15 protein-coding genes are annotated in these 19,398 nt (G+C 41.5%); 5 read left to right on the top strand and 10 right to left on the bottom strand.

Annotated elements, in window-relative coordinates; genetic code table 11:
- Window positions 1-134 precede the first annotated feature (134 nt).
- From DB729_RS04880 to DB729_RS04860, 5 genes are all read right to left on the bottom strand, one after another.
- Window positions 135-1,190 (bottom strand): BMP family lipoprotein, encoded by a 1,056-nt coding sequence (locus tag DB729_RS04880; RefSeq protein WP_109290107.1) that lies wholly within the window; start codon window positions 1,188-1,190, stop codon window positions 135-137.
- An 89-nt stretch (window positions 1,191-1,279) separates the two neighbouring features.
- Window positions 1,280-1,669, bottom strand: coding sequence for a cytidine deaminase (locus DB729_RS04875; RefSeq protein WP_000246110.1), 390 nt, complete (start codon window positions 1,667-1,669; stop codon window positions 1,280-1,282).
- Window positions 1,656-2,318, bottom strand: a complete 663-nt coding sequence (deoC, locus tag DB729_RS04870; protein WP_109290108.1) for a deoxyribose-phosphate aldolase — start codon at window positions 2,316-2,318, stop codon at window positions 1,656-1,658. Before deoC ends, DB729_RS04875 begins: the two co-directional genes overlap by 14 nt.
- A 19-nt stretch (window positions 2,319-2,337) precedes the next feature.
- Window positions 2,338-3,615 (bottom strand): pyrimidine-nucleoside phosphorylase, encoded by a 1,278-nt coding sequence (locus tag DB729_RS04865; RefSeq protein WP_109290109.1) that lies wholly within the window; start codon window positions 3,613-3,615, stop codon window positions 2,338-2,340.
- On the bottom strand, window positions 3,612-4,202 hold the full coding sequence (locus DB729_RS04860; RefSeq protein ID WP_109290110.1) for a class I SAM-dependent methyltransferase: 591 nt from the start codon (window positions 4,200-4,202) through the stop codon (window positions 3,612-3,614). The genes DB729_RS04865 and DB729_RS04860 overlap by 4 nt, the downstream gene beginning before the upstream one ends.
- 234 nt (window positions 4,203-4,436) lie before the next feature.
- Here DB729_RS04860 and coaA point away from each other — a divergent pair, with 234 nt between their 5' ends.
- The 3 genes from coaA to DB729_RS04845 all read left to right on the top strand — a co-directional run bounded on the left by coaA (window position 4,437) and on the right by DB729_RS04845 (window position 6,247).
- Window positions 4,437-5,357, top strand: coding sequence for a type I pantothenate kinase (gene coaA, locus DB729_RS04855; RefSeq protein WP_045617327.1), 921 nt, complete (start codon window positions 4,437-4,439; stop codon window positions 5,355-5,357).
- A gap of 67 nt (window positions 5,358-5,424) precedes the next feature.
- Window positions 5,425-5,661 carry a 30S ribosomal protein S20 gene (gene rpsT, locus DB729_RS04850; protein ID WP_001274000.1) on the top strand — a complete coding sequence of 79 codons (237 nt, stop codon included), beginning with the start codon at window positions 5,425-5,427 and terminating at the stop codon, window positions 5,659-5,661.
- 52 nt (window positions 5,662-5,713) lie between these two features.
- Window positions 5,714-6,247: a DNA topology modulation protein gene (locus tag DB729_RS04845; protein ID WP_109290111.1), complete on the top strand. Its 534-nt coding sequence runs from the start codon at window positions 5,714-5,716 to the stop codon at window positions 6,245-6,247.
- Window positions 6,248-6,263: 16 nt separating this feature from the next.
- Here the strand turns inward: DB729_RS04845 and metG are convergent, their stop codons facing one another.
- The 4 genes from metG to DB729_RS04825 form a co-directional block, all read right to left on the bottom strand.
- Entirely contained in the window at window positions 6,264-8,261 is a 1,998-nt protein-coding gene (gene metG, locus DB729_RS04840) for a methionine--tRNA ligase (protein ID WP_109290112.1), read from the bottom strand.
- Between the two features lie 135 nt (window positions 8,262-8,396).
- Complete coding sequence (locus tag DB729_RS04835) at window positions 8,397-9,656, bottom strand: ABC transporter permease (RefSeq protein WP_109290113.1); 1,260 nt, start codon at window positions 9,654-9,656, stop codon at window positions 8,397-8,399.
- Window positions 9,657-10,358, bottom strand: coding sequence for an ABC transporter ATP-binding protein (locus DB729_RS04830; RefSeq protein ID WP_000733797.1), 702 nt, complete (start codon window positions 10,356-10,358; stop codon window positions 9,657-9,659).
- Entirely contained in the window at window positions 10,342-11,526 is a 1,185-nt protein-coding gene (locus DB729_RS04825) for an efflux RND transporter periplasmic adaptor subunit (protein WP_109290114.1), read from the bottom strand. Before DB729_RS04825 ends, DB729_RS04830 begins: the two co-directional genes overlap by 17 nt.
- Before the next feature lie 266 nt (window positions 11,527-11,792).
- Between DB729_RS04825 and gor the strand changes: the two genes are divergently transcribed.
- Together gor and DB729_RS04815 are read left to right on the top strand one after the other, a co-directional pair.
- Complete coding sequence (gor, locus tag DB729_RS04820; RefSeq protein WP_109290115.1) at window positions 11,793-13,139, top strand: glutathione-disulfide reductase; 1,347 nt, start codon at window positions 11,793-11,795, stop codon at window positions 13,137-13,139.
- 143 nt (window positions 13,140-13,282) lie between these two features.
- Complete coding sequence (locus tag DB729_RS04815) at window positions 13,283-13,819, top strand: biotin transporter BioY (protein WP_061598261.1); 537 nt, start codon at window positions 13,283-13,285, stop codon at window positions 13,817-13,819.
- Window positions 13,820-13,905: 86 nt separating this feature from the next.
- On the opposite strand, the gene DB729_RS04810 is transcribed toward DB729_RS04815, so the two are convergent.
- Window positions 13,906-19,026, bottom strand: coding sequence for a Cna B-type domain-containing protein (locus tag DB729_RS04810; RefSeq protein WP_125080838.1), 5,121 nt, complete (start codon window positions 19,024-19,026; stop codon window positions 13,906-13,908).
- Window positions 19,027-19,398 lie beyond the last annotated feature (372 nt).

Here is a 19,398-nt window from a genome sequence, read left to right as displayed (position 1 = left end):
GCTTTTCCTTTCCGAGGTTTATTTTGTTTCAATAAAACCTGCTAATCGTGTTAACAAGTTCTATTGAGACAAAAATTGCCTCAATTCTTAAAGAAGCGACCGATGGTCGCTTCCTAAGAAATGACTTTTATCCATTATTTTTCAGGAACTTTTACGCTTCCGTCAAGGATTTTAGCTTTTGCGTCTTCAACAGCTTTTTTACCTTCTTCTGAAAGGTTTGTCACTGCCAAGTCAACCCCTTTATCTTTCAATGAGTAGACAATAACTTGTCCGCCAGGGAATTCACCTTTTTCTGCCTTGTTAGCAATATCTTTAACAGTTGTACCAACTTGTTTCAATGTAGATACAAGAACGAAGTTTGATTCTTTACCATCTTTAGAAGTGTATTTACCTTCTGCTGCTTGGTCACGGTCTACACCAATAACCCAAACTTTTTCGTCTTCATTTTTGCTCTCGTTCAAAGATTTTGCTTCAGCAAAGACACCAGCACCTGTACCACCAGCTGCTTGGTAGACAACGTCTGCACCTGCAGCGTATTGAGCAGCTGCAATTGTTTTACCTTTGGCAGCATCACCAAATGAACCAGCGTAGTCAACTTGTACTTTGATAGATGGGTCTACTGACTCAACACCAGCTTTAAATCCAGCAGCAAAACGTGAAATAACTTCAGACTCGATACCACCTACAAAACCAACTTGTTTTGTTTTAGTTGTTTTCGCTGCTGCAACACCAGCAAGGTAAGCCGCTTCGTTATCAGCAAATGTTACGCTCGCAACATTCTTTTGATCTTTGATCACATCATCAATCAAGACATAGTTTAAGTCAGAGTGGTCTTTTGCTGCCTCTTCAACTGCATTGTGAAGTGCAAAACCAACACCGAAGATCAGGTTGTAACTTCCAGCCGCTTGTTGCAAGTTGTTAGCATAGTCTGCTTCACTTGTTGATTGGAAATAAGTAAAGCCTTTATCTTTAGAAAGATTGTGTTCTTTACCCCAGTCTTGCAAACCTTCCCAAGCTGATTGGTTAAATGATTTGTCATCAACACCACCAGTATCTGTTACGATCGCTGCTTTCGTCTTCATTTCAGATGAAGATGAAGATGCGTTACGAGAAGAGCGGTTACCACATGCAGCAAGTCCAACTGCTGCTACTGCAACTAGACCAAGGCCTAGCCATTGTTTCTTGTTCATTACTGAACCTCCTAAATAAGATGTGCAACGATGTTGCAAGTATGGATTGGTTGGCCACAAGGACCGCGTCACTCAGAGAGTGACTCAGACTAGTTTAAGTCTGTAAAAGAGTATGGAAGTAACTCCCCGACCGTCATCTCGACCGTCGATTTATCTTTTGCGACAAGTGTCACTTTTAGATCTTTTTCAAAAAATTCAGCCATCACTTGGCGACAAGCGCCACATGGCGAGATAGGTTTTTCAGTCTGTCCGTAGACAATCAATTCTGAAAACTCCCGTTGCCCCTCCGAAACTGCTTTAAAAATAGCAGTACGTTCTCCACAATTAGTCAAGGGATAGCTAGCATTCTCGATGTTCACACCCGTATAAATACTACCATCCTTGGCTACTAAAACAGCACCGATGGGAAAGTGAGAATAGGGGACATAGGCTTGTTTGCTGGTTTCAATTGCTAGTTCAATTAACTCAGTAGTCGCCATCTGCCAATTCTCCTTTTAAAATCGCAACGCCAGCAGATGTTCCGATACGGGTAGCGCCTGCTTCCACAAAAGCGACAGCATCTGCATATGAACGAGCTCCACCAGCTGCCTTAACTCCCATATCTGGCCCGACTGTTTTACGCATCAACTGAACATCCTCTATAGTGGCACCACCAGTTGAAAATCCAGTTGATGTTTTGACAAAGTCAGCACCTGCTTTCTGGGATAATTGGCAAGCCACAACCTTTTCATCGTCTGTCAACAAGCAAGCTTCGATAATGACCTTAACCAGCTTGTCACCACTTGCTTCTACGACAGCACGGATGTCCGATTCAACCAAATCAAGATTACCTGATTTGAGAGCACCGACATTGATAACCATATCAATCTCATCTGCACCATTTTGGATGGCTTCCTTGGTTTCAAAAGCTTTTACAGCTGAAGTTGTCGCTCCCAAGGGGAAACCAACTACTGTACAAACCTTTACATCTGAGCCTTCAAGTCCTGTTTTCGCATGTTTAACCCATGTGGGATTAACACAAACGCTGGCAAAGTCATACTCACGCGCTTCAGATAGCAAACGATCAATTTGTTCTTGACTTGCATCTTGTTTTAAAAGCGTATGATCAATGTATTTGTTTAATTTCATATTCGGATTCCTCTCTTTTTCATGAGATGATTTCAATTATTTCCTGCAAACGTTTCACTCTATCATTTATTTTAACATATTTTTGAAATTCTGTAACTAGTTGGGGGGAAATTTTTCCATTTGTATAAACTTTTGCGACAATTTCTCCCTTTTGAACGGAGTCACCGACCTTCTTCTCAAAAACGATTCCAGTTTCATAGTCTAAATCATCAGACTTGACTGCGCGACCAGCTCCCAATCTCATGGCATAGAGACCAAATTCCATCGCTGGAAGGGCTGAAATGACACCTGACTCTTGAGCCGGGATATCTACTACATGCGCCACCTTGACTGGGCGATAGAGATCTTCTAAATCACCGCCTTGAGCTGCTACCATTTCTTCAAACTTAGCCAGCGCTTGGCCGTTTTCAAGGTGTTGACGGACTTCTTCAACCGTCTTCTCGACATTTGCCAAACCAAGCATAATCTGAGCTAGTTCACAAATAAAGTGACTGATATCTTCTCGACCCTTTCCTTGAAGAATTTCAATTGCTTCTAGGATTTCGAGACGATTGCCAATGGCTCGTCCCAAGGGCTGGCTCATATCGGTAATAACCGCTACTGTCTTTCGACCAACGGCCTTACCCAAATCGACCATGGTTTGAGCCAATTCACGCGCCTCATCAACCGTCTTCATGAAGGCACCCTCACCGACCGTTACGTCTAGCAAAATAGCATCCGCCCCAGCAGCAATTTTCTTGCTCATGACAGAACTAGCAATCAAAGGAATCGTGTCGACAGTCGCCGTCACATCACGGAGGGCATAGAGAAGTTTGTCTGCTTTAACCAGCTGATCTGACTGCCCAATAACAGATACACCTATGTCCTGTACCTGACGAATGAAATCTTCTTGACTGCGCTCCACTTGGTAACCCTTGATTGCTTCCAACTTATCTAGGGTTCCGCCAGTATGGCCGAGACCTCGACCACTCATCTTAGCAACAGGCACGCCGAAACTCGCAACAAGAGGAGCCAAGATTAAGGTCACCTTATCACCTACACCACCAGTCGAATGCTTATCAACTTTAACCCCCTCAATGGCAGATAAGTCAAACTCTTGACCTGTCTTGACCATATTCATCGTCAGGTCAGAAATCTCTCGTGTGGTCATTCCTTTAAAATAAACAGCCATAGCAAAGGCAGACATTTGATAGTCCGGAACAGTTCCAGCCACATAGCCTTCTACCAACCACTTAATTTCACTTGAGGTCAGTTCTTGACCATCTCGTTTCTTTTGGATTAAATCAACTGCTCTCATGATTTCACACTCCTAAGGATATAATAACCCTTGTCCTTCTTTATGATTTCACAATTTCCAAAAACGTCTTCCATCTTGCTTTTGGCACTAGGAGCACCCTGTTTTTTCTGAATAACGATCGTTAAATCGCCACCATCTTTCAAGAACTCTCTGCTCTTTTCGATAATCTCATGAACAACTTGTTTGCCCGCTCGAATCGGCGGATTGGAAATAACATGGTCAAATTTCCCTTCAACTTGCTCATAGATGTTGGATTGGAAAATAGTTGCTGAAACTTGGTTTCTCTCAGCATTTTTTCGCGCCAAGTCCAAAGCACGATTATTGATATCGATCATGGTTGCTTGAACTCCGTAAGCCTTGACCAAAGAAATCCCTAGGGGACCGTACCCACAGCCGACATCTAGCACCCGCTCGCCTTTTTCAACCTCGAGACACTTCAGTAAAAGCTGACTACCAAAATCAACCATCTTTTTACTAAAGACACCTGCGTCCGTTAAAAAGGTCATTTTATGTCCCAACAATTCTACTCGCAACTCATGAATGTCGTGAGCAGCATCTGGATTTTCTGCATAATACATTTTACTCATAAAACTATTTTAGCATATTTTAAGGTTTTTTAACACCGTTTACAAAGCTAAAATTCAACAAACAAACTAAATCTGTTATGACAATAATTAAAAGATTTTTGTATTACTTCCTCTATTTTTGATCTTTTAGAGCAACTTATAGCAACTTTCAAGAATCAGAATGAGAAATATCGAATTTCATTCTCTCTTTAGATGAGAAATATGATATACTAAAATATCGAACGAGGAAAAAATATGACCAACGAATTTTTACATTTTGAAAAAATCAGCCGTGAAACCTGGCAGTCCTTGCATCGCAAGACAACCCCTCCCTTGACAGAGGAAGAGTTAGAATCCATCAAGAGCTTCAATGACCAAATCAGCCTGCAAGATGTGACAGATATTTATTTACCATTAGCTCATCTCATCCAAATTTACAAACGCACCAAAGAGGATTTAGCCTTTTCTAAGGGAATTTTTCTCCAAAGAGAGAGTAAATCTCAGCCCTTCATCATCGGTGTTTCAGGAAGTGTTGCTGTAGGAAAATCAACAACTAGCCGACTTCTGCAAATCCTTCTGTCTCGTACAGTGACTGACGCTACTGTGGAGTTAGTGACGACCGATGGTTTTCTCTATCCCAATCAAACGTTAATAGACCAAGGAATCTTAAATCGCAAAGGCTTTCCAGAGAGTTATGACATGGAAGCCTTACTGAATTTTCTTGATCGCTTAAAAAATGGACAGGATGTTGATATCCCCGTCTATTCTCACGAGGTTTATGATATTGTTCCTGGGGAGAAACAACGTGTTAAGGCTGCAGATTTTGTGATTGTTGAAGGAATCAATGTCTTTCAAAATCCTCAAAATGAGCGCCTTTACATCACCGACTTTTTTGATTTTTCCATCTATGTAGACGCTGCTGTTGAGGACATTGAGAGTTGGTATTTAGACCGATTTTTAAAACTCCTTAGCTTTGCACAAAACGATCCAGACAGCTACTATCACCACTTTACGCAAATGCCAATAGAGGAAGTAGAGTCTTTTGCCCACCAAGTATGGAGTGATATCAACCTTACAAATCTACAAAACTATATTGAACCAACAAGGAATCGGGCCGAGGTTATTCTCCACAAGGCTAAAAACCATGAAATCGATGAAATTTACCTAAAAAAATAATTTCCCCTTGTCAAAACATAAGTTTTCAGATATAATGGTATAGTTAGTAAATATGGAGGTAAGAACATTGGCAAACATTAAATCAGCTATCAAACGCGCTGAATTGAACGTTAAACAAAACGAAAAAAACTCAGCTCAAAAATCAGCTATGCGTACTGCTATCAAAGCTTTCGAAGCAAACCCTTCTGAAGAACTTTTCCGTGCTGCTAGCTCAGCTATCGACAAAGCAGAAACTAAAGGTTTGATTCATAAAAACAAAGCAAGCCGCGATAAAGCTCGTCTTTCAGCTAAACTTGCTAAATAAGAAACAGTCCATAGAGGCTGTTTTTTTGTCCTCTAATCAGAAAAGGTAGAAAATGAAAATCGCAATCATAGGATATTCTGGATCAGGCAAGTCAACTCTAGCTGAAAAGTTGTCAAACTACTACTCCATCCCCAAACTGCATATGGATACACTTCAATTTCAACCTGGTTGGCAAGACAGTGACCGCGAATGGATGTTGACCGAGATGAAAAACTTTCTCACAAAGCATGAAGCTTGGGTCATCGATGGCAACTACTCTTGGTGTTGCTATGAAGAAAGAATACAGGAAGCCGACCATATCATCTTTCTCAATTTTTCACCATGGACTTGTCTCTTTCGAGCCTTTAAACGGTATCTCACATACCGAGGCAAGGTCAGAGAAAGTATGGCAGCAGGCTGTCCTGAACGCTTTGACTGGGATTTTATCAGATGGATTCTCTGGGATGGGCGGACAAAGAATGCTAAAGAACGCTATCAACGGGTTCAAGAAACCTACCCTGAGAAAGTAATTGTCCTCAAGTCGCAAAAGGAGATGGACCACTTCTTAGAAAATCTCGTACATAACAAGAAAAACCAACGTGTATAACGTTGGTTTTTTGCTTTTACCCAATCACACTTCCATTTGGTACAGCTGGATCAACTGTGAGAAGGGTTAATTTGCCATCATGTTCAGCTGAGAGGATCATTCCTTGGCTGACATATTTTTTCATCATCTTACGTGGTTTGAGGTTGGCAACGATTTGGACCTTCTTGCCGACCAATTCTTGTTCGTTTGGATAGTATTTGGCAATTCCTGATAGGATTTGACGGTCTTCGCCATCACCTGCATCGAGGCGGAATTGGAGCAACTTGTCAGAACCTTCCACTTTAGAAACTTCTTTGACTTCTGCGACACGGATCTCGACCTTATCAAAGTCTTCAAACTTGATTTCATCCTTGTTGAGTTTGAGTTCAACTTCATCTGGATTCCATTCTTTTTCGACGGCTGGTTTGTTGCTTTCCATTTGTTCTTTGATATAGGCAATCTCTTCTTCCATGTCGAGACGTGGGAAGATTGGTGTTCCTTTGGCAACAACAGTCACACCTGCAGGGAAATCTGCCAAGCTCAAGTTTTCTAGGCTAGAAACTTCTGCTAGACCAAGTTGTGCCAATACAGCGCGACTAGTTCCCATCATAAATGGCTCAATCATGTGAGCTACGACACGAAGGCTGGCTGCCAAGTGGCTCATGACACTTGCCAATTGGTCACGGTGCTCTTCATCCTTAGCCAAGACCCATGGGGCTGTCTCATCGATGTATTTGTTGGTACGTGAGATAAGAGTCCATACTGCTTCAAGGGCACGTGGGTAGTCAACTGCTTCCATGTGTGTATGGTAGTCTGCGATTGATTGTTCTGCAACCTCAGCAAGAGCATTATCAAACTCTGTTACACCCTCTACATAGGCAGGGATTTGACCATCAAAGTACTTGTTGATCATGGAAACCGTACGGTTGAGGAGGTTTCCTAGGTCATTTGCCAATTCATAGTTGATACGGCCTACATAGTCTTCTGGAGTGAAGGTTCCGTCTGAACCAACAGGAAGGCTACGCATGAGGTAGTAACGGAGTGGGTCAAGCCCATAACGCTCTACCAACATTTCAGGGTAAACGACATTCCCTTTAGACTTAGACATCTTGCCGTCTTTCATGACAAACCAACCGTGAGCAATCAAGCGGTCTGGCAATTTAACATCCAACATCATAAGAAGGATTGGCCAGTAGATGGAGTGGAAACGAAGAATATCTTTTCCAACCATGTGGAAGACTGTTCCATTCCAGAACTTATCAAAGTTTCCATGCTCATCTTGACCGTAACCAAGAGCTGTCGCATAGTTAAGGAGAGCGTCAATCCAAACATAGACAACGTGTTTTGGATTTGATGGGACTGGTACTCCCCATGTAAAGGTTGTACGAGAAACTGCCAAATCTTCCAAACCTGGCTCGATGAAGTTACGAAGCATTTCATTAAGGCGACCATCAGGAGTGATGAATTCAGGATGAGATTTGAAAAATTCGACCAAACGGTCTTGGTATTTGCTGAGGCGAAGGAAATATGACTCTTCAGAAACCCATTCGACCTCGTGACCTGATGGAGCGATACCTCCAGTTACATTTCCAGCTTCGTCACGGAAAACTTCTGCAAGCTGGCTTTCTGTAAAGAATTCCTCATCTGAGACTGAATACCAACCAGAATATTCGCCCAAGTAGATATCATCTTGAGCAAGCAAGCGTTCAAAGACCTGTGCTACAACTTTTTCATGGTAATCATCCGTCGTACGGATGAATTTATCATATGAGATATCGAGTAATTTCCAGAGTTCTTTGACGCCAACTGCCATGCCATCAACATAGGCTTGTGGTGTGATGCCAGCTTCTTCCGCTTTTTGTTGGATCTTTTGACCATGCTCGTCAAGACCTGTCAGATAAAAGACATCGTAGCCCATGAGGCGTTTGTAACGAGCTAGGACATCACAAGCGATGGTTGTGTAAGCAGAACCGATATGAAGTTTACCAGATGGATAGTAAATCGGTGTTGTAATATAAAAATTCTTTTCAGACATAATATTTCCTTTCCAGGCAAATGAAACCTGTTTTTCTAACACTTCATTATATCATATTTTTAGTGATTTTCGATAGGAAAATCCATACAAAAACAAGACAGACAAATGTCCATCTTGTTTTTTCTGCTCTATATCTTATTCATAACGAAGGGCTTCGATCGGATCAAGCTTAGAGGCTTTATTGGCTGGTAAGACACCAAATATCATACCAACGCTGGCTGATACAGCCAAGCTAAAGAGAGCAATTGGGAGGGAAACCCCAACTTCGATACCTGCAATCATGTTTTGAAGCAGCACTCCGGCTAACATGGTCATTCCAGCAGCAATTCCAAGACCGATGACACCACCCAACAAGGTCAAGATCATGGATTCAATCAAAAACTGTACCAAGATATTAGCTCGTGTAGCACCGAGAGCTTTCCGCAGACCAATCTCACGCGTGCGTTCTGTCACCGAAACCAGCATGATATTCATAACACCAGTTCCCCCAACAAAGAGAGAGATTCCTGCGATGGCACTGATAATGGTTGTCATAAAACCAAATAGTTGTTGTACCTCTTGGAAAGCGGCAGTTGCATCCGCAACTTGGTACTCCCCTTGCTGAATACCAGCAATCTCAGTCAATTTTCGAGCCAACTCTGGACCCAAGGTCTGCGTTAGACTAGTATCATTGACACGAAAGACGATGTTCGAGATTTCATCAGTATTAAAATTGGCTGCGAGAGAGATATTGGTCGTAATTGGAAGGCCACCGATCCCAAAGGCTTTAGCAGTTTTAGCTTCATTGCTAGTATAAACGCCAATCACACGGTAACTAAATTCATTGACAGAGATGATTTGATTAACCGCGGCTTCTGGACTATCGAACAAACTCTTGGCTAGTTCTTCATCCAACAAAATCACACTGGCAAATTCCTTGTAGTCTTGCGGTCTTAAACTTCTACCCGCAACGATTTCATTTTCAACTGCGTTCATGTAGGTGCTATTTCCGCCTGTCAGAGTCGCTCGTTCAACCTTCTTATCCTTATAAGATAGGGTAACGTTGGTCGAGTTGGTGACATAGTAACTGTCTACTCCTTTAAGTTTAGCAGCCTCCTTGACCCAGGATTCTAGTGGTTTTGGTGGTTCAACATGAACATCCTCTTCTTTCCCACTGACTGTCAAAGCGGATTGTTTTTGCGTAAAGGAGCCATCCTTGCTTTTGATAGGAGAGAAAAAGACATGGATATCCTTTTGTGATTTGGTCATGTTTTTATTGACCTGACGAGACATAGAGTCGCCAAGAGCCATGATGACGACGACAGACGAAACTCCGATGATAATCCCGATCATGGTGAGGAAGGAACGCATCTTGTGGGCCATGATGGATGAAAAGGCAAATTTCAGATTCTGCATCTAGTTTTCCTCCTTTTCTACCTGAGCACTGTCTGATGAGATGACCCCATCACGAATGACAATCTGGCGTTTGGCATAGGCAGCTATCTCAGGCTCATGCGTGACCATGATAATGGTCTTCCCTTCCTTGTTTAACTCCACCAACAGTTGCATGATTTGATTTCCTGTCTTGGTATCCAAGGCTCCTGTGGGTTCGTCTGCTAGGATGATAGAGGGATTATTTACCAAGGCACGTGCAATCGCTACACGTTGCTTTTGACCACCTGATAACTCGGAAGGCAAATGATGACTGCGCTCCGTTAGCTCAACCTTTTCCAGAAATTCCTCAGCCAATTTTCGACGTTTTGAAGCTGAAACTCCAGCGTAAATCAAGGGCAATTCAACGTTTTGAAGCGCATTGAGCTTGGACAAGAGAAAGAACTGCTGAAAGACAAAGCCGATTTGCTGGTTGCGAACCTTGGCAAGCTGTTTCTCTCCAAGGCCTGCAACTTCTTGTCCTTCAAGGTAGTACTCCCCACTAGTTGGTGTGTCCAACATTCCGATGGTATTCATCAACGTAGACTTACCAGAACCAGATGGTCCCATAATAGCGACAAACTCACCTTCTTGAACTTCTAAGTTAATATTTTTTAGGACCTGCAGTTCTTGGTCACCATTTCGATAACTCCTGCAGATATTTTTTAGACTAATTAGTTTCTTCATCAGCCTTCACCTCTTTTCCTTCTTCCAAGGAAGATGTTGGATTACTGATGACCTTGGCACCGTCTGTCAAACCTGAGGTAATTTCTTGGTTGTCTGCGTCCGCATTTCCCAAAGTAACTTCTACCTTCTTCGCTTTTTTCTGGTCGTCAACGAGCCAGACATAGTTTTTGTCATTTTCGGTAACGATACTTGTTAAAGGAACAAGGATGGCTTTACTTTTGTTTTTGACTTCAACACTGACTGAGAAGCCTTGTTTCAACTCACCGATATCGCTAGTCACATCAACAGTATAAGGGTACTTAGATCCAGTATTCCCTCCAAGGGCTGCATTTGCTGCTTCTCCGTTGTTTTTAGGATAATCAGAAATATAGCTGATTTTACCTGTCCAGCTCTTATCTTGGTAAACCTTCGAAGTAAAGGTAACTTCTTGCCCAACAGAAAGGTTAGCAAGGTTGTATTCAGACAACTCCCCCTTGACCTGCAAGTTTTCATTACTTACGACATGTACTACCACTTGGCTATTACCTGTTGGCGATTTAGAAACATTACGATTAACTTCAACTACAGTCCCTTCTAGTGTACTGAGGACAGTTGCAGCATCTAGCTGAGCTTGAGCCTTGTTGAGCTGAGCCACAGCATCTGCACGGTTATCCTTGGCATCACTGATTTGAGAATCAATAGAAGATACTGAAGAAGTCCCTGCTTGCGCTTGTTCTGGGAGTCCAGCTTCTGTTGGAACCTGTGGAGAAGCTGGTGCAGCTGATGCATTTTCACGAGCTTTATTTAACTCCTCGATATGACGGTCTGCCTTTGCAACTGCACGATCAGCTGCATCATAGGCAGATTGAGCATCTGCACTGCTGTATTTGACCAACGCTTGCCCTTCTTCGACCTTGTCCCCGACTGAAACGAGAATTTCATCTAAATCTCCCTTACTAGCATCAAAATAAACGTATTGTTCATTTTTTGCTGTAACCGTACCTGACAAGAGAACCGATGAAGCAACAGAACCTTCCTTAGCAGTAACGATATGAGAGGTTTCCTCCTTGACTGCTGACTGGGAAGGCTGTCTAAAAATCAAAATCCCCGCAGCACCGATAACAATAGCACTGGCAACACCAATCGCTGTGTATAATTGCCATTTTTTTGCCTTCTTATTTCTTTTCATTTTTAAGCTCCTTTATTCTTTTGCCTTACAAAAACCATTATATCAAAAATACCAAGCCCAAACAATGACAGTTCAGATGGAAACAATGACAATTCAGGACCATTATTTCGTTCGGTATTCGTTTATTGGATTATTGTGCTAGATATATAATACAATATCTTTTTGAGTTTGGCAAGCGTTTTTATAATTTTTTTACCGTAGCAGATTTTTGCATTCAAAAAGTAAAAACGATAGAATATGACTATCAAAGCTATAAGGAGTTTTCTATGAGAGAATATGATATCATCGCCATCGGTGGAGGGAGCGGTGGCATTGCCACTATGAACCGCGCTGGCGAACACGGTGCTAAAGCAGCTGTTATCGAGGAGAAAAAATTAGGTGGAACCTGCGTCAATGTCGGCTGTGTTCCTAAGAAAATCATGTGGTATGGAGCGCAAATCGCTGAAAGCTTCCACCACTACGGCCCTGACTATGGTTTCACAAGTTCAGATGTTCAATTTGATTTTGCTAAACTTCGTCAAAACCGTGAAGCCTACATCGACCGTGCTCGCTCGTCTTATGATGGAAGTTTCAAGCGCAACGGGGTTGATTTGATTGAAGGTCGTGCTCATTTTGTTGATTCCCACACCGTTAGCGTTAATGGTGAATTGATTCGTGCCAAACATATCGTGATTGCGACTGGCGCTCGTCCAAGCATTCCAACTATCCCTGGAGCTGAACTTGGTGGTAGCTCAGACGATGTCTTTGCTTGGGAGCAACTTCCTGACTCCGTTGCGATTCTTGGAGCTGGTTATATCGCTGTTGAATTAGCAGGTGTTCTCCACGCACTAGGAGTAAAAACGGATTTGTTTGTCCGTCGTGATCGTCCCTTGCGTAGTTTTGACAGTTACATCGTTGAAGGACTTGTCAATGAAATGGGAAAAACAGGTCTACCTTTGCACACACATAAGGTACCCGTCAAGCTCGAAGAAACGGAGCAAGGTATTACCATTTATTTCGAAGATGGTTCTAGTCACACTGCCAGCCAAGTTATCTGGGCTACTGGGCGCCGTCCAAATGTAGATGGTCTGGAGTTAGACAAGGCTGGCGTTACACTCAACCAAAGTGGATTTATCCAAGTGGATGAGTATCAGAATACAGTTGTAGATGGCATCTATGCTCTTGGAGATGTGACTGGTGAGAAGGAACTGACCCCAGTAGCCATCAAGGCAGGACGTACCCTATCTGAACGCCTCTTCAACGGGAAAACAAATGCCAAGATGGACTACACGACTATCCCTACAGTTGTCTTCTCCCACCCAGCAATCGGAACCGTTGGTTTAACTGAGGATCAAGCTATCAAAGAATACGGCCAAGATAACATCAAAGTCTACAAGTCAAGCTTTGCATCTATGTACTCAGCCGTTACAAGCCATCGTCAAGAATCTCGCTTCAAACTCATCACCGCCGGTGCTGACGAAAAAGTTGTTGGCCTTCACGGACTTGGTTACGGAGTCGATGAGATGATTCAAGGATTCGCTGTTGCTATCAAGATGGGGGCTACCAAGGCGGACTTTGATGCTACGGTAGCTATCCACCCAACCGCTTCAGAAGAATTTGTAACCATGCGCTAATTACCAAAAGAGACCCCATGTGGTCTCTTTTTACTTACAAAATCGGCCGTTACAAAATTGTTACCTTGATTTCAAAAATAGGTTGACTTCTGTTACTAAATTAGTATAATAGTTACTATAATTTTGAAAAGAGGTTAACAGTTTTGAAAAAAGCTCATATCTATGCTATCCCTGCTATCGGAGCTGCTCTCATCGCCGTATTGGCACAAATCAGTCTCCCTATCGGTCCTGTACCTTTCACTTTGCAAAACTTTGCAATCGGTCTGATTGCTACTGTTTTTAGACCTAGGGAAGCCGTTCTATCTGTTGCTCTCTACCTCCTGCTGGGTGCCATTGGTTTACCTGTCTTTGCAGGGGGAGGTGCAGGATTCCACGTTTTAGTCGGTCCAAGTTCAGGCTATCTTTGGTTCGACCTTGTCTATGCAGGACTTACATCTTATCTCATCCATCAAAATAGTGGCTATATTCGCATTTTCCTAGCCAATCTCTTGGGTGATTCTCTCGTCTTTGTCGGAGGTATTCTCAGCCTCCACTTCCTAGCTGGTATGCCACTTGATAAGGCGCTTGCAGTAGGTGTCCTTCCCTTTATCCTCCCTGATCTTGGTAAGATTATTGCCATTAGTTTCATTAGCCGTCCCCTACTCGAACGATTAAAAAGCCTTCCATATTTTTCAAGATAAAAGAATAGTCCAGAACAATTGTTCTGGACTATTTCCTTTCCAATTACTTCCTAAGAACTAACTGAAAATTAACTCTCTTTTAGAGATTATTTATTTTTACGGCTTACAAAGTACAATCCACCAGTCACTGCCATCAAAGCAAGTCCTGCAACTACTGCTACATTAGATGCTTTTTCACCAGTGTTAGGAAGTTGAGGTTTTGAACCTGGTTTTCCTGGTTCATTTGGTTTGCCTGGTGTTGGTTTTTCTGGAACGTATGTATTTGTGATATTGAGGCCTTCTACTTTAGATGAATAACCTTCAACCGGTACTTCTTCTACAGAGTACTTGATTTCTGTATCTTTAGTATCTTTATAACGCTCAAGACCAGTAAACTCATAAGTCCAACCAGTTGCTTCTGAAGCTATTGCAGTTTTACCAGTATCTTTACCATCCGCAAGAAGTTTCACAGTGATAGAAGATGGACGAGCGTCTTTATGGTTTTCATCACCTTTCCAGATCTTATGACCTTTTACAGATGTTTTCACTGGTGTGTATTCATTGGTAACTGTGTACTTACCATCTTTGTCCGTAGTAACTGTTGAGGTATATTCTTTCACAGCCACTTCTTTGACAGTGTACTTGATTTCTTGACCATTTTCATACTTAGGAAGTTTTTTAGATTCAAACTTCCAACCAGTTTTTTCTGAAACTTCAATTTCTTGAACGACTTTATCGCCATTAAGAATTTGAACTTTCACTTTATCTGCACGTTTGCCGCTTTGGTTGTTGTTATCTTTCCAAACCTTAGTTCCTGAAAGGATAACTGTATCTGGTGTGTAATTGTTTGTCACTACTTGACCAGTTACAGAGACTTTATAGCCAGCTGGTACATCTACTTCATCAATAGAGTAAGTGATTTCTTTACCAGCTTCGTATTGTGGAAGATTTGTGAAGGATGCTACCCAAGTGTTAGCGTCGGTCTTATCCTTAGCTGACAAGGTCAATTTCTTACCTTCAACAGCTACTGGTTTAGATCCACCTACAGATTTGAAAAGTTGAACCGTTACAGACTCAGGACGTTTGCCGTCTTGGTTGTTCGCGTCGTTCCATACTTTTGTTACCTTGTAGTCGATTTCTTTTGGTGCATATTTGTTTGTGATGGTAAAGTCTGTAATAGTTGATTCGTATTCTGCTACGGCTTCTTCTGTTACAGTGTATTTGATTTCTTTACCAGCTTTATATTTTGCCAATTTCGTGAATTCGACAGTCCAAGTTCCGTCTGCGGCTGCTTGAACCTCTTTCGAATCGACTTTCTGACCGTCTGCTAAAAGATTGATTGTAATCTTAGTTGGACGTTTGCCGTCTTGGTTATTCGCGTCATCCCAGTTCTTAGTTGCTTTTACATCAACTGTTTCTGGAGAATAGCTATTTGTGATGGTGAATCCTGAGGCAGCGTCACCAGTAACTTCTGAAGTGTAACCAGGAACAGTTACTTCTACTACTGTGTACTGGATAGATGTGCCGCCTTTATCAGCATCAAGGTCTGTGAAGCTTCCAGCCCAGTTGTTTGCGGCGTTAAGTTCAAGTGTCTTACCAGTATCTTGACCATCTGCAAGCAATTTAACTGTGACAGACGCTGGACGTTTACCATCTTGGTTGTTCTTATCATCCCATTTTTTCGTCACAGAAACTGAAGTTTTGGCTGGAGTGTAAGTGTTTGTAAATACAAGATCTTTTGCTTCTTTTGAAGCCGTTGCTTTCAATTCAGTTGCACTTACTTTTTCAACCGTTACTTCAACTTCTTGAACTGTCTTATCGTAAGTGATTCCTGCTTCAGATCCACCAACTTCTGAGATGGTATACTTGTGAGTTCCCACTTGGCTCTCATCATATGAGATTGGTGAGAAGGTCACCGTTCCATCAGCAGCGTTTGTTACTGTTTCAAGCTCTTTATCGCCTTCTTTCAGAACAAAGCTGTATTTACCTGCTTCAAGATTCTTGCCTTCAAGAACTTTCTTAGCTCCAAGAGTGACACTTGTAGCCCCTGCTGGTGTGTAAGTGTTCTCGAATACTTTTTCACCGTCATAAGCAACGGTTGCTTCAAGGACACCTTTACCATTGTCCGCTACAGTTACTGTAGCTGTGATGGTTTTAGTATCGTACTGGATACCTGTAGCAGTACCCGCTTTTTCAGCAATCTTATAAGTATAAGTGCCTGCTTTGTCGAATTCCAATTCTGAGAACTTAACGTTTCCGTCTTTGTCATTCTTCACGGTTTCTTTCACATTACCGTCTTGGTCTGTCAAAGTGAACTCAAATTCATCAGCTTTCAACTCACGTCCTGTCAACTTCTTAGTCACTTCAAGAGCTGCTTTAGCATTTGCAGCTTTGTAAGTATTTTCGAAGTGTCTTTCATCGTTGTCATAAGAAAAAACTGCAGTCAGTTTACCATGACCGTCATCTGTTACAGTTACTTTAGCTGTGACTGTCTTAGAATCGTAGGTAATACCATTTTCAGTTGTACCAGCTTTTACTTCCTTGATAGTGTAAGTATAAGTACCTGCTTCATCGAAGGTCAATTCATGAAACTTAACTTTTCCATCTGCATCATTTCTCTTAGTTTCAACGTTACCAACTTGGTCTGTCAACGTAAATTCGAACTCATTTTCTTGAGCTCCTGTCGTACGACCGGTCAACTGCTTAGTCACTTCAAGAACGGCCTTAGCATTAGTTGCTTTATAAGTATTTTTGAATGTCTGAATTCCACTATCAGTAGCTCTATTCACTGCACCAGTAAGTGATGGTACAAGATTAGAACTAGGTGCTGAAGAGACCAAATTAGCTGACGGAAGTGCCACAGCAGTAATAGGATGATACAATACTGTCGCAACCAGTTTACCTTTTCCATCATCTGTTACACTTACTGTGACTGGTACTGTTCTAACATCGTAAGTCACACCATCGATGGTTTGACCAGCATTCACTTCAACAACAGTAAATTCGTATTCACCCGCTTTATCGAAAGGAATATCTTTGAAGACTACGCGACCAGCTGCATCGTTCTTAGCTCTTTGAACTTCTTGGCCATTTTTGTCTTTCAAGATAAATTCAAATTCTTCGTTTTGAAGAGGTGTTGGACGACCACCCACCAATTCTTTTTTGACTTCAATATCAACCTTAGTTGGTGAAGTACCATAGGTGTTTGTGACAGTTAAATCAGCTGTTTGATTGGCTGTATAACCATCTACAGCAGTGACAAGATTGCCATCTTCATCGACTTCCATCACACTATAAGTGTACTTCACACCGTGCTCATCTGTCGCAGGAAGGTCTGTCCATTCTACAGTTCCATCTGTTTTGGGAACTTCTTTTTGGGCAGCACCAGCTACTTCTTCAATCGCTCCACCTTCTGGCGTACGATAGAGTTTGAAGTAGACAGTTGGACGAATATATTCCTGACCGCCAACCCAGATTTTCTTAGCCGTCACGTTTGTCTTTGGAACTTCGTAAGTGTTGGTGACTTTGTTGTTTCCGTTATAGGATACAACATAGCTGTTGTCGCCTACTTTGACTTTCTCTCCTTCTTTCAAAGGAAGTTCAGTAGTATCTTGAAGCTCGCGAACAGAGTAGACTAATTCTGTTTTTCCATCAACATCGTACTTAGGTAGTCGATTTAGCCACTTATAAGTGTAAACACCATTAGACTCTGTCACTTCAGGGGTGTAGTTCCCAGTAACAGGTTTTGCATCTGCAACAGTTTGTCCTTCTTTGTGCACATACAAACCGAGTTTGACTTTTTTGTAGTCAGTTGCTTTTCCGTTTACCCAAGTCTTGGTTGCTTCAAAGTCAACTGTCACACGTTTGTTAGAGATATTGAGGGGAACACCCTTTCCATCTTTCATCTCCACTTCGAACTCTTGACTATTTACCTGATAGCCTGATTTAGGAGTTTTTTCTTTAACGATATACTTACCATTATTGAGAGCCTTTGAGACAGCTATCCCATCCGCATCTGTTGTAACGGTATCAACCAAATTATTAGTGGTTTTCTCACGGATTTCAAAGACAACGCCTGCCAACTTAACAGTTGCATCCGCTTCATCGTATTTTGTGATTTTGATCTTACCAGCAATATCAGCTGTGACTGACGCACCTACAGATTTAACCGTCTTTAAATTAAACGTTGCTTCTGTTCTGGTTCCAATACTACCTCCGTAGTTTTCCCAAATAAGTTGTGGTTGATTATCAATCAAGTACTGCGCTGAGTTACTTATCATTGAAGTATCTGCTGGTGAGGATGTATCATACGTTAAGAAAAAGCTCTTTGTTCCCATATTGGTCGGCATGAGCAACTCAAATCCTCGTTTCCCGTTGACAAAGGTCAACAAAGCTTTTTTATCTGAGTTAGCCTTGTATACCTCCGGATCGGTTGTGATTTCGTATTCATCACCTAAATGTTTAAGAGCAGATGAATTCGTATTCGTCGTTTCGAATTCCGCTTCATGCATATAGAAAGTACCTTCCACATAGTTAGCAAAGGCTCCCTTTGAAACGTCATCTGTAATCTTCACCACATGTCCAGTCATATCTTTCTTAGCGCGATTAATCTTCATCTGAAAATGTGCTATCGCCTTATTGTTATCGTTATAACCGTACTTTGTAATGGTTTCTCCTATCACGTCAGTCTGTTGATAAGTATTTACTTTATACGTGATGGTCTGTTTTTTACCATCTGGCAAAACATAAGTAACCGTTTTCCCCTCTTTTTGGAGTGTTTCAGTTGCTTCTGCAACAAAGTCCCCACGGATATTTTGCTTGTCCTTCACCTTATCATTGAAGGTAAATACCAGCCGATGGTTAGCATTATCCACTTGGACAGTCCCCATTTTGATATTTGACGTCGAATCAATCAAATCCAGACTACCATCCGTCAAACTCAAGTTATTTGGAGCCTTTACGATAAAGTAATCACCATCCTTGATTTCATTAGCTGCCACATTGGGGAATGAGAATTTACCTGAATATTTCAATTTCATCAAAGTATCATTTGAACCATGAATTCCTTCAGTCTCGCTTCCTGTGGATGCTATAGTAATCTTCAAGTTATCTATTTTGACTTTACTCGTGATATCAGTTGCCGCATGTGCTTCACCCACCGGGAAAAGCATCATCAAGAATAAAAGAGGGAACACTAGAAAACCGAGATATTTTTTTATCTTATCCATTATGACCAACCTTTCTATTTGTATATCGATAAAAAATTAAGTATTCAATTCTACGTACGCAACACCTCCACAATATAGTGACGTATCCATAATAACACCATGCTCTATTCTTGATAAAATTATATTTACTTACAGCACATAATATAATAGAACTTATCAAGTTTATTATATCATATATATTTTAATTAATTTATTTCATTACTAAAGAATTTATTTACGAAATGTCAACTTCAAAGAATTCATTCCTTTGATATTTCTACTCCCTTTCAATAAATAATGTCACTTTATTCATAAAACTAAATATAGCCAATTTATTAATCTATATGCTGTTATAAGATTTAATATAGTAGAAATATATTAAAGCAAAAGTTT

This window comes from Streptococcus halitosis (genome assembly GCF_003143695.2).
Taxonomy (GTDB): domain Bacteria; phylum Bacillota; class Bacilli; order Lactobacillales; family Streptococcaceae; genus Streptococcus; species Streptococcus halitosis.
The sequence above is the reverse complement of the archived record's forward strand: the minus strand, read 5'-3'. Positions and strand labels throughout refer to the sequence as shown.